Source organism: Shewanella sp. SG44-2 (assembly GCF_014164215.1).
In the GTDB taxonomy this organism is placed as follows: domain Bacteria; phylum Pseudomonadota; class Gammaproteobacteria; order Enterobacterales; family Shewanellaceae; genus Shewanella; species Shewanella frigidimarina.
In genome coordinates, this window is sequence record NZ_JACJEU010000006.1 from 175,530 (window position 1) to 187,775 (window position 12,246).

8 protein-coding genes and 2 pseudogenes are annotated in these 12,246 nt (G+C 43.0%); 3 read left to right on the forward strand and 7 right to left on the reverse strand.

The window, feature by feature from the left end:
• Positions 1-155: 155 nt before the first annotated feature.
• From H5181_RS06960 to acnA, 3 genes are all read right to left on the reverse strand, one after another.
• Positions 156-782, reverse strand: coding sequence for a hypothetical protein (locus tag H5181_RS06960; RefSeq protein WP_182750600.1), 627 nt, complete (start codon positions 780-782; stop codon positions 156-158).
• 828 nt (positions 783-1,610) lie between these two features.
• Positions 1,611-2,300, reverse strand: a complete 690-nt coding sequence (locus tag H5181_RS06965) for a DUF2238 domain-containing protein (RefSeq protein ID WP_182750601.1) — start codon at positions 2,298-2,300, stop codon at positions 1,611-1,613.
• Between the two features lie 541 nt (positions 2,301-2,841).
• The gene (gene acnA / locus H5181_RS06970) at positions 2,842-5,568 is read right to left on the reverse strand and encodes an aconitate hydratase AcnA (RefSeq protein ID WP_182750602.1); all 2,727 of its coding nucleotides are present in this window, start codon (positions 5,566-5,568) and stop codon (positions 2,842-2,844) included.
• A gap of 92 nt (positions 5,569-5,660) precedes the next feature.
• Between acnA and H5181_RS06975 the strand changes: the two genes are divergently transcribed.
• Entirely contained in the window at positions 5,661-7,034 is a 1,374-nt protein-coding gene (locus H5181_RS06975) for a class II fumarate hydratase (protein ID WP_182750603.1), read from the forward strand.
• A 196-nt stretch (positions 7,035-7,230) separates the two neighbouring features.
• Here H5181_RS06975 and H5181_RS06980 read toward each other — a convergent pair whose 3' ends face one another.
• The 4 genes and pseudogenes from H5181_RS06980 to H5181_RS06995 all read right to left on the reverse strand — a co-directional run bounded on the left by H5181_RS06980 (position 7,231) and on the right by H5181_RS06995 (position 10,192).
• The gene (locus tag H5181_RS06980) at positions 7,231-8,043 is read right to left on the reverse strand and encodes a RecX family transcriptional regulator (RefSeq protein ID WP_011635718.1); all 813 of its coding nucleotides are present in this window, start codon (positions 8,041-8,043) and stop codon (positions 7,231-7,233) included.
• A gap of 284 nt (positions 8,044-8,327) precedes the next feature.
• A complete protein-coding gene (locus H5181_RS06985) occupies positions 8,328-9,389 on the reverse strand; it encodes a nitronate monooxygenase family protein (RefSeq protein WP_182750604.1) in 1,062 nt (353 codons plus the stop codon).
• Positions 9,390-9,487: 98 nt separating this feature from the next.
• Positions 9,488-9,613: pseudogene (locus H5181_RS06990) on the reverse strand (zinc-binding dehydrogenase); the annotation flags it as partial.
• 68 nt (positions 9,614-9,681) lie between these two features.
• Positions 9,682-10,192, reverse strand: a pseudogene (locus H5181_RS06995) (TetR/AcrR family transcriptional regulator).
• 429 nt (positions 10,193-10,621) lie between these two features.
• On the opposite strand from H5181_RS06995, the gene H5181_RS07000 reads away from it, so the two are divergent.
• A complete protein-coding gene (locus tag H5181_RS07000; protein ID WP_041412712.1) occupies positions 10,622-11,017 on the forward strand; it encodes a hypothetical protein in 396 nt (131 codons plus the stop codon).
• Between the two features lie 177 nt (positions 11,018-11,194).
• Entirely contained in the window at positions 11,195-12,244 is a 1,050-nt protein-coding gene (gene cyoA, locus H5181_RS07005; protein ID WP_182750605.1) for a ubiquinol oxidase subunit II, read from the forward strand.
• Positions 12,245-12,246: the final 2 nt, after the last annotated feature.

Consider the following 12,246-nt stretch of genomic DNA (forward strand, 5'->3'; position numbering starts at 1 on the left):
CTTGCTGCCTACTGAAAAGTAGCTAGCTAACAATCACATCAAACAGCGCGTTTTCTCGAACTGTTAATTACATAATAAAGAGTCACATCTCACGTGTTCGGGCTTGTTCAACACTTGGGATAAGGACGCGGCTTCGCGCGGCCTATCCTTATTAGTTAGCCTTGCAGCGCAATTTCTGCTTCTCCGAGTTCTGCTAATGTAAGATTTGGATTATCTTTAGCCATAACCATGAAAAGCTCAGGGTTCTGAAGAATTAGGTGTATGAATGAGCCTTTTACTAATTTATTATTTTTATGACCAAGGTCTTTTCTGATTTCTAAAAAAAACTCTTCCATCATGAACATGGTTTTAGCATCTGGGTTTCCTTTCTTTAAATGCCCCATCCAAGCAATATATTTTGATAATACATCCTGACCTCCCCAGAGAATCATTTTTCTTTGCCACTCTCGGAGAAAAACAACAAGATCTGGATTTGCTTCTTCGTTTTCATTATCTATATCAGAATGAAATATTTTAAAAAACTCACATAGAAACTCATCATATATTTCAGTTTTCTTTTGTCTATAATGCGCTTCAATATCTTTTTTCCGTTCTATATATTTACCCAAAACAATAGTTGAAGTTGCAACTATTACTGTTGTTGCCGCCGTTAATAAGCCGACTGAAACCTTTGGATCAAGAAGTTTAAATTGTCCCCAAATTTGAGAGACAATCCAATAAATTCCAAAACCTATCCCCGCTATCAAAACGAAGCCAAATATCATTGATGCAGTTTTCTTCATACCTATCCTTGTAAGGCTAACGGCGTATTAGCGAGAATTCCGATAAACATCCTGAGAAGCTCACCAAAACACAACATCCAAATGGCTTTAATTATTAATAATTTTAGTAACTTATCAGCTTAAATAACCCAAATCAATCACCTTTTAGTCTAGGCAAAAGCGAGAATTTAGATAATCGAGAATAATACAAACTCGTTATGCAGAGCAGATATGTTAACAAAAATCAGCTAATTCAATTAGATAGAATTATCCTTTAGGTAAAACCAAGAATTTTCGCAATTACATAACGAGAAACAACACTGTTGTTTTAACACAAATGAATTATAACTGTATAAAAACACAGTGTACTGTCGCAAAGATTTTATGATGTTAATCGTAGATAAATTTATTTCAAAATAGTGCTTTCATAAACTAGCGATAACTATGTTCGAGCAAAGTTTAAATTAGATGTTCTCTAACAAGCTTTGGGGCACAAGCGAGTTAGTTTTCTTGATTTTAAAATGTTCAAATTCAACTCTGAACTTGAGGCCGTTGAAGAAAATGACGTGAGCCCAGACATGGATGTCTGGCTAGCTTTGGAGGGGAAGGGACGCCCCATCTGAAGCGTTAGCATTTTCGAATAAGGCCGGAGAACACTCAGACGAAGTTAAAAGCTGGATCAGACCACGTCGCGAAATTATCGCTTTTCAGATAATTTTGATGTGGCGGCTGGGAGATCCAAGAGGGAACAGCCGTTGGTTTCCTCTTGGTCTGGTGTGGGTGAAGCACCACGACGTTAGTGGCCGCAGGTCATAAAAGGCCTGAGCAACCATAACAAGTCTGCTTTGCTTAACATCCTTTATTGTTTACCGTTACGCTCAATGCCCATTGCTCTCGAAAGTCTTTTTGAATACGTGAATGGATAAAAAGGGTTATCGCCATCGCTATAAAACCGCCAAGACTTGCCAGGGCCATATCTTTATGTGCATCCCAAACATCTCCCTGTGTGCCTAAATACGCCATTCCTAGCTCGCCACCAAATGTCTCGGCGGCGCCCCACTCAATCAATTCATATAGCATCGATGTTGCCATAATAAGATTTAAAGGCGTTAAATAGCTCCAAAAGCCTTTCAAACCAGCAATTCGACAATACAAATCCCTAACCGGGTATGCCAATAAAAGACCGTATGCCAAATGAATCAATCTATCAAAATTATTCCTGGTCCAGCCCATATATTCATTAAGGCTAAAGTTAAAATACGACGTTAAAAATGCATCATAGGGAACATTGGAATAAGTATAATATGAACCTATTTCATGCAAGCTCATAAAGGCAAATATCAAACTATAAGAGAGTCGCGATAATGGGCATTTCTTATACGTAAAAAAAATGAAGATGGCAGATAAGACAACTAATACATTCTCAAGCGCCCAATCGGCTCGGTCATGAGGCGATATAGAAATAACTAGGAATTCAATGCCAAAGATAACTGAAAGGATTAGAAAGTATCGTTTATGTTCCATAATATTTTTAGCCATTCTGAATTAACGGTAATCTTACTAGGGAGTCAAAAGTCTGCTGTAGATCCCTCACCCATACCCTTTGGGACTCACCGCCGTGCAATCTCTCACTAACGCGAGGGCTACTGAAAAATAATAAACTCATTCTTTTAAATGCTGCATGTAAAATAACGGATTTTGCTTATATTGATGGATTGATCAACCCATCAATAGGCTAATAATGAAGATAATACGTTTTATCTTCAACAATAACCCCATGAACAACATACCACCTATTTATCTAACTAGCCCTGCTATATATATCATGTTTCGATTAACGCAAAAAACACTAACGCATTTTGTGCTTCCAAGAGCGATTTACGCTTAAACAGGACTGAAAGTATTATGTTTTCCAGCATATTGGTTGATTCGGGATGCAAATAGATACAATGATCAAACAGTAAAAAAAATAGACCCAGGTTGTTAAACATGGGTCTATTTACAGGGTATTTACACGTTATCTAAAGCAGTTAATTACTTCGCTAACACCTCGCTGACTGAGCTAAACGATCTAGCTAAATTATCTAGCTAAATTGCGCAATACATAATGCAAGATGCCGCCATGTTGGTAATAACTAAACTCATTAGGGGTATCAATGCGGATTTTAGCTTCAAACGAATGTTGCTTACCCGCTTTGTCGGTCACTGATACATTAACGGTTTTCTGTTCGGCGCTTACCGCTGGAATGCTAAATTGCTCTTCACCTGTGAGGTTTAGCGATTGTGCGCTGTCATCAGGCATAAACTGCAGTGGCAAGATACCCATTCCAACCAAATTAGAACGGTGAATACGCTCATAACTTTGCGCTATAACCGCTTTGACCCCCAACAGTGCAGGCCCTTTTGCCGCCCAGTCCCGCGAGCTGCCAGTGCCATATTCCTTACCGGCAAGCACAATACAAGGCGTACCTTGCTTTTGATACTGCATAGCGGCATCAAATACAGTCATCGACTCACCGTTAGGCATTAAACGTGTCCAACAGCCTTCGGTCCCCGGTGCCAGCAGATTTTTTAGCCTTACATTGGCAAAGGTGCCGCGCATCATTACTTCATGGTTGCCACGGCGTGAACCGTAAGAGTTAAAGTCTTTAATGGCGACTCCAGCTTGTTGTAAATAGTCTCCGGCTGGGCTGTCTGGTGCAATAGACCCCGCAGGTGAAATATGGTCGGTAGTGACCGAATCACCTAACTTAAGCAAACAACGGGCATTGTCGATAGCCATAATTTTCGGTACTTCAGCACTGATCCCATCAAAGAATGGCGGCTGTTTAACATAGGTGGAATCTGGCCAGTTATATTTTTGGCTCTGCACCACTTCAAGCCCTTGCCAGTCTGCGTCGCCGCTGTATACATCGGCATAGCGGGAAACAAACATCTCGCTTTGTACCGCGCTGGCCATGACCTGTTGGATTTCCTGATTATCTGGCCAGATATCTTTTAAATAAACCGCATTACCATCAACATCTTCGCCAAGTGCTTCTGTGACCATATCGGCTTTCATATTACCGGCCAATGCATACGCCACCACCAGCGGCGGCGATGCTAAGTAATTGGCTTGTACTTCTGGATGGATGCGGCCATCAAAGTTACGGTTGCCCGATAATACCGAACACACCTTCAATCTGCCCTGTTGTATCGCTTCACTAACGGGCTGAGGCAATGGACCAGAATTACCAATACAAGTGGTACAACCGTAGCCAACCAACTGAAAACCTAGCGCATCTAGATCGACATTAAGACCCGATTTTATTAAATAATCCGTCACTACCTGTGAGCCAGGTGCAAAGCTGGTTTTCACCCAAGGTTTAACCTGTAAGCCTTTTTTACGCGCATTTCGGGCCAATAATCCGGCTGCGATTAACACCGATGGATTAGAGGTATTAGTACAACTGGTTATCGCCGCTATCACCACCGCGCCGGCTTCCAGCACAAAGTCTTTATCTCGATAACGACAAGCAACACCAGTACTACCATCGGCGACGGGTACTTGCACCGATGGACCACCCTCGCTTGCCAACTCGTCTTTACCTTCGGCGTCGATGTGGCTCACAGGGATTTGACTATCCAACCATTGGCGGAAACTGACTCCAGCTTGCTCAAGTGCAATTCTGTCTTGTGGTCTTTTGGGGCCAGCGATAGAAGGCACAATACTGCCTAAATCCAGTTGTAATCTGGCGTGATAACTGGCTTTGTTGTCGGATGCGCTGGCCCACATGCCCATCTGTTTAAGATACGCTTTGATCAACGCGATACGCTCTGGATCACGACCGGTAAGCTTGAGGTAATCTAACGTTTGTTGGTCAATCGGGAAAATGCCACAAGTAGCACCGTATTCTGGCGCCATATTGGCAATGGTTGCCCTATCGGCCAAGGTTAATTGATCAACACCGGCACCAAAAAATTCTACAAACTTACCTACCACGCCAAATGAGCGCAGCTGTTCGGTTACCGTTAACACTAGATCAGTCGCGGTAACTCCTGGGGGCAATTTACCGACAAACTCAAATCCGACAATTTCGGGTAACAACATGGTCACGGGTTGGCCTAACATCGCGGCCTCAGCCTCAATGCCGCCCACGCCCCAACCCAATACTCCCAAACCGTTGATCATAGTAGTATGAGAATCTGTTCCGACTAAGGTGTCGGGATACAATAGGTTATCGTCATCCTCTTTAACAAAGACCACTCTTGCCAAATATTCCAGATTGATTTGATGCACGATACCGCGCCCTGGCGGTACTACTTTAAAGTTGTCGAAGGCTTGCTGACCCCAACGCAAAAACTGATATCGTTCGCGGTTTCGTTGAATCTCAATGGCGGTATTTTTTTGCAGTGCTCCTGTTTCGGCAAATACATCGACCATCACGGAGTGGTCAATCACCAGCTCTACCGGATTCAGTGGATTAATCGCGTCGGCATTGCCGCCCAATGTCACGATAGCATCACGCATTGCGGCTAAATCGACAACTGAAGGTACGCCGGTAAAATCTTGTAGAATGACTCGAGAAGGAACAAAGGCAATTTCGGTTTCTGACCAGTTATCCAGATCCCAGCGAGCCAAGATTTCAATATCCTCTGGCTGGACAAAATCCGAATTTTCGTAACGCAGTAGATTTTCTAATAATATTTTTGCCGCAAAGGGTAAGCGGGTTAAATCGTAGTGTTCAGCTAATCGATCAAAGCTGTAATACCGGAAAGTTTTTCCATTACTTTCAAGCTGTTTCAATAATTGCATAGAATGGTTCATTACTGATCTCCCTATAAACGTTTATTGGCACTTCCTGCTAAGCTTAGTGAACACACTAACATATCCAAATCAAAAATCGAGTCAGAAACCTTATGAGTAAGATGCGTATAGAATATGACAGTATGGGAAAAGTACAGGTGCCAGATGATGTTTATTATCAGGCGCAAACTCAACGCGCACGAGATAACTTTCAGTTTTCTGAGCGGCGCTTTCCGACGCCAGCGATACTCGCCCTACTCGACATAAAATCAGCTGCTGCACAGGCTAATAGCCAACTCGGTTTATTAGATAGCGCCATGGCCAAAGCAATTCAACAAGCGATTATCGCCGCTAAGAAGCTTCATTTTTCGCAGCATTTTCCGATTGATTTGTTCCAAACAGGCTCTGGCACCAGTTCTAATATGAATGTTAATGAAGTCATTGCCAGCCTCGCCAGCGATATTTTGCAGGCAAAGGTTCACCCTAATGATCATGTCAATATGGGGCAAAGCAGTAACGATGTGGTGCCTGCCTGTATTCATATTAGTACGGTTAGGCAATTAAAGGGCTTATTGTATCCGGCCATTAAGGGCTTGAATGACAGATTAGCGTTTTTGGCCGATGAGTATTCCAATACAGTCAAAACCGGTCGCACCCATTTAATGGATGCCATGCCGATTACGCTTGGTCAAGAACTGCAATGTTGGCAACAACAGCTAAACAGTGCTCAAGCTCGAATTCAGCAAGTTGAGCTGAGCCTGCATCAATTGCCATTGGGCGGCACAGCGGTTGGCACTGGCGTTAATTGTGACCCCAATTTTGCCAAACTTGCATGTGATGATTTACAACAGCAAGATAAAATCCCTTGGCAGGCGGCGGTAATGCCTGCGTTATATATGAGTAGCCAAGATCACACCTTAGCCATGGCTTCGGCGATCAAAGGGTTAGCGGTTACGTTATTGAAAATCGCCAATGATTTACGTTGGATGAACTCTGGCCCTGTAGCAGGGTTACAAGAAATTAGCTTAACGGCACTGCAACCGGGCTCATCGATAATGCCCGGTAAGGTTAACCCCGTTATCCCAGAAGCGGTAGCCATGATTGCCGCTGAAGTCATTGGCAATGAAACAACCATCACCATCGCGGCGCAATCGGGTAATTTTCAGTTGAATGTGATGCTGCCACTGATTGCCGACAAGCTACTGTCCAGTATTGATTTATTAACCCATGCCTGCCAGGCCATGACCGACAAAGTGTTTGCCGAGTTTCAACCCAATGTCGAGCATTTGACCCAGGCATTGGAGAAAAACCCTATTCTGGCTACCGCACTTAATTCAGTGGTGGGTTACGATATGGCCGCAAAAATTGCTAAACGTGCAGACAAAGAACATAAATCAGTATTAGCCATTGCACTTGAAGAAACCGATTTGGACGAAGAGAAACTCAAAGCGATACTCGACCCGTTGCATCTGGCAAAGCAGTATTAATAACGCCCATCAAACTGAAAATAACGCGTTAAATAACATGATGATGAGGCTGTAGATGTTAGCTGTTAGCCATCGTTTAAGTCAGTAAAAGTGCAATGGTGAATGGTGAATGGTGAATGGTGAATAAAAAATCGTGAGTAGTGAATCATAAGAAGTCTGCCGATATCCGTTGTCTCAGTGATATCGGCGGTAAACGTTATGACTCATCATCTAGCGTCATTGCCTCTTTTATTTCATCACTGCCAAATCCTTTACGGGATAAATAGGCATACGCTTTCGACTTTTCTTTATAGTCCGCTAAGTTATAGCGTTTTTTAGCCAGTTCATTTTTGCAGCTTTGATAAAAATCGACGTGTTCTGTTAGCGTTAGTTGGTACAAGGTTTCTTCAAAGTCGCTTACATCAATCAATCGCTGCTTTAATTCCTGCAAGATAAGAGTTTTACCTTTGCCTTTATTAAACAGCTTGATTATTTCAGTGGTTAAATCTGCTTTGTCGGCTTTGAGGGCTAATTTACTGCGCAGGGTTTCACGTTGTGGATGTTGTGCTAATGCGTGATCAATTTCAGCTCGAGAGAAACCTTTTGTGGTCATCTGGGAATAGACTTTTTCTATATTGGTGCCATAGAAATTTTCAAACCGACTCAACAATCGCGATGTGGCTAACTCAAAAAGGTCCACTGTTTGCTCGTGCATCACTTGTTCTATCGCGGTATCAATCTCTGTAGCACTCACGCCGCGCAGCTGTAACTTACGCCTTATGGCACCGATACCGATTTCGTTACTAAAAGCTAACTCGCAGTAACGTACCGCAAAGTCAAAATCACTTTTTAAATATCCGCCCTCAATGAGTCTGGCGAGTACGGTATCAATCCATTGTTGATTGTCGGTTTTACGCTCAAGCTTGGTGCGAATTTCGTTAATGGTAAAGTCTTGCTGGCCAAGGTGCCAATAAGCACTATTAAAAACGTTATCGATGGTTTTGGCTTGACGTAGTGGTGGACGCTGCATAAAAAAATAATCTTAAATTCAAAAATAACCAAAAACAGTGTAGCAGTTCATCACATTATTGAGTACGCACCTGACGGACCGTTGTACTGATACGGTGTGAAAGCAAGGCCGTGAAATACCAATAGAATTTACGGCTTAGTTCTAACGCTCCCATATATAAACCAGCCTGATACGTGGATTCAAACAACTAAAAACTGAACCACACACAAAAACTAAACTCACTTTTTAATAATATAAGCCCTTACACAATGCAGCCTCGCCAACCTCTATAACGGGTAAAATGGCTAACTTACATACAGCTCATCAATCAAGATTTTGATTAATCTCTCGGCGGGCATTTCGCGTGCGAAAGGTGCGCCTTGACCAGCCCATTGTGCCGCGAACTGATGATTATCGAGTTTGTTGGCAATCGCATTAAGCTGCTTGGCCGCATCATAAGCAACCGGATATGCCGCGGGTGTTGGTGCCTCTATTGATTCACCGTGAGTAATGAAGCGATTAACGATTCCGCGAGCGGGCCGACCAGACAGCACAGAAGTCAGTTTGGTGAAACTTGCTCGCTCACTTTTGAGGTTTTCGCGATAGCTAGCATTTGCCGCAGATTCAGGACAAAGTATAAAGGCGGTGCCAAGCTGCGCTGCAACTGCGCCCAAATCGAGAGCAGCTTTAATTCCCTGCCCATCCATAATGCCTCCAGCGGCAATGACAGGTAATTGGGTCTGTTGCACTAGTAATCTGACCAATTCTGAAGTGCTTAAGAGTTCATCTATAAGCGCAGGATTAAACATACCGCGATGCCCACCAGCTTCAATACCTTGCGCAACGATGGCATCAATCCCAGCGAGCTCAATAGACTGTGCTTCTTGTAAATTAGTTGCAGTAGCGATGGTATAAATACCAGCTTGTTTTAGGGCGCTAAGTTTTTCACTTGATGGCAAGCCAAAATGAAAACTCACCACCGCAGGGCGTTCATTCAGCAGCATGTTGAACATGGCTTCATCTTCGATAAAACTGGTATAGATTTCATCGATTTGGGTTGGTGCTTTTGCACCCAACTCAACAAATAACTCATCCAGATGGTGTAACCAAGCATGTTCTTTTATTGCATCACGCTGAGCAGGTGCATGACAAAATACATTCACATTAAACGGCGCATTGGTAAGCAAGCGGGTTTCCCTAATCAACTGCTGAGCTTGCGCTACCGAACTAGCACCAATCCCCAATGAGCCGAGACCACCAGCGTTTGAAACTGCAGCAGCCAATTGCGGCGTAGAAACACCAGCCATCGGCGCTTGAATAATAGGCTGAATGCCAAAACGTTCTGTAAAAGAATTATGCGCGTTCACAACCGCTCCTCAAAAATGACACTACCGATTAGTTAATCATAAAAACAAGTTAACCCACCATTTCCAACGTACTCTTAGTCGAGACTGATTAACAATAGCTAATCAAGAATAGTTAACACGATTTTACCCACATGCTTCTTTTTCAAGAACACGTCCTGGGCTTGAGCAATCGCTTCTAGTGGGAAGGTTTGCGCCACAATGGGGGTTATTTTACCTTGTTCAATTCGGTATTGGAGTACTTCTGGGCCGCCATGGCCAGTCAGTAGAACGCCTTTCATTGTTTTGGGGATCATCATATTCGTTGTTCCTGTTTAAAAAATTGTAATACGGTTTTTTGAGCAGATATTACCGCCTCTGTGCCCAACACTGACCACGCGCTCGATACCCCTTCATGCAATATAAAAAGGGCTGTAGCTAGATCGTCTCTGTTGCTTTGTTGACCTAATATATGACGAACTTCCGCTTTGTGCTCTTTTACCGCTTTACTAATAAGCGCGTTGTCGGGAAAGGCTGCTATGGCATCCATGCGGTGCGCTTTCTGCCATCCATTGTTCAAGCTTTTGAAAAATATGGATGACAGATTCGATGCCTTTATGAGGATTATCGTTAAGTAAAAAAGCCAGATATCTTTGGTGTCTGTACTCTAGCGCTGCGACGATCATCGCTTCTTTTGATGGATAATGTTTATAGAGTGTACGTAAGCTAACATTACATGCCGCTTTCAATTGAGCCACGTTCGGCTCAGCAAATCCGTGGGCGCTAAAAGCCTGTTCAAGGCTCGCCGCAATTTGATGTTTTAACATAACAACCATTTAGTAGAATACTTGTTCTACCCTGTCAAATTTACAGCCATTATTATCATATTGATTTGAAGTATCAGCGCATCTCTATAATGTTTAATAGCGAATATGACGTTCCAGTTGTAACAGTATCTGCTGGTTTTTACTGGCCAGAGGGCAGCAAACCCGATCACGGTTTCTCATTTGAAATAAGTGCTATTAGTCACAAATTTGTGCGTTTTGCGCCACCGACTCATGATCAAAGGGTTAAATGTGTAAAACATTCGTTTAAATATTGTTCTAATTAAGATTTATTTAATAATTTCACGGTTTCCCTACCGTGATTCACTTCCAATGACCAGCCCCTTATTGTTATTCTCCTGCCAATGAAAATTGCCAGCTGGATCTGTTGATTCAACTACCCACTCCTTTGAGCTCGTTTGGAATCGTTTCTTGAAATTCACTCTTTGCCAATACCTTGCTAAGCCGCTTAATAGCATCGCAAGGCTTTCCAAATTGAGTAAAGCACATTTAACGTTGTGTTTCGGGTTACTGTTGCTGCAACCTGTAGCCGATTCATTATCGATGTCGATGGGACATGTCGTCGATATTAGTGAGTTTATTGCCGTTGTTGACACTTTATTAGCTGAAGTTATGGGCGCTAGCTTACTGGGCCTGTTGATATTAAATCCATTGGTGATCGAGCAATTCTGGCGTTTATTCAATCTCAATTCTACTTTTTGTAATCTCCTTGCTCTTAGCTACGCGTTAAGTGCTTTATCTGCTGTTACCCCTAAATCCCTTGAATACACGGCACACGGTTGTCGCGCTCCTCCTCTACAAGCTTAAGTTTTTAATTTAAATACATTATTCGCAAAATCGATATCGCCTTAAGCGCTACGCCAAAATCACTGATAGTTGATTTGGATTAGTCCTTTGGTGTGGTTATTTGCGTTCGATGATTATTCTGCAACTGCCGATCCTATTGGCAGCGTAGTAAGCTTTTAAGGTGAGAGGAATCTTCCTTTGTTAATTCGAAATTTAAGTAAACCAATGCTGGCGGCATTAGCATTTATGCTTGCCGGTTGTGAAGGCGGCGTACTGGATCCCAAAGGTCAAATCGGCATAGATGAGAAAAACCTCATTATTGTGGCGACGCTACTGATGCTGATTGTGGTTATTCCGGTAATTTTTATGACGCTGTACTTTGCGTGGAAATACCGTGATGGCCGCGATGAAGAAATTTATGCGCCTAAATGGGCACACTCAACTGCAATTGAAATTGTGGTGTGGGTTGTTCCCATTATTATCGTGATCATTTTGGGTGTTATCACTTGGAATTCGACTCATGATTTAGACCCCTATAAACCGCTTGAACATGATGCTAAACCAGTAACGGTTGAAGTAGTGTCGCTGGACTGGAAGTGGTTATTTATCTATCCAGAATATGGCATTGCGTCGGTTAACGAATTGGCCTTCCCTGCGAACGTGCCGGTTAACTTCAAAATTACCTCAGACACGGCGATGAATTCCTTTTTCATTCCGCAGTTAGGCAGCCAAATATACTCAATGGCAGGCATGGCAACCAAGCTACACCTTATTGCTAATGAGCCGGGTACCTTTGAAGGTATTTCAGCTAACTACAGTGGTGCTGGTTTTGCGGGCATGAAGTTTAACGCCATTGCCACACCTACAGCAGGCGATTTTGATGCCTGGATTGCTAAAGTAAAACAACAAGGTAACACCTTGGATGTTGAGCAATATAAGCAGCTAGCTGAAAAGAGCGAAAACAACCCTGTGCAATATTATGGGTCAGTGCAAAAAGGCATGTTTAATTACATTGTTATGCAGTACATGCATCCAGACTCGAACATGAAATCAATGGGCAGCATGGACGGGATGGAAAATATGGAAGGCATGCACGACATGGGCAACATGAAATCAATGTCTGGTATGGACCACACTCAACATATGCAGCATATGACAGACATGGACGCTGAACAACATTCTGGACTTTCATCCTCTACACACTCAACCACAGAGCATTCTTCGACTGCTTCTGGGGAGGCGGAGTAATC

Excerpts from the sequence above, each read along its gene's own strand:
- H5181_RS06960 (WP_182750600.1), bottom strand. The coding sequence starts at position 782 with ATGAAGAAAACTGCATCAATGATATTTGGCTTCGTTTTGATAGCGGGG.
- H5181_RS06965 (WP_182750601.1), bottom strand. The coding sequence starts at position 2,300 with ATGGCTAAAAATATTATGGAACATAAACGATACTTTCTAATCCTTTCA.
- acnA (WP_182750602.1), bottom strand. The coding sequence starts at position 5,568 with ATGAACCATTCTATGCAATTATTGAAACAGCTTGAAAGTAATGGAAAA.
- H5181_RS06975 (WP_182750603.1), top strand. The coding sequence starts at position 5,661 with ATGAGTAAGATGCGTATAGAATATGACAGTATGGGAAAAGTACAGGTG.
- H5181_RS06980 (WP_011635718.1), bottom strand. The coding sequence starts at position 8,043 with ATGCAGCGTCCACCACTACGTCAAGCCAAAACCATCGATAACGTTTTT.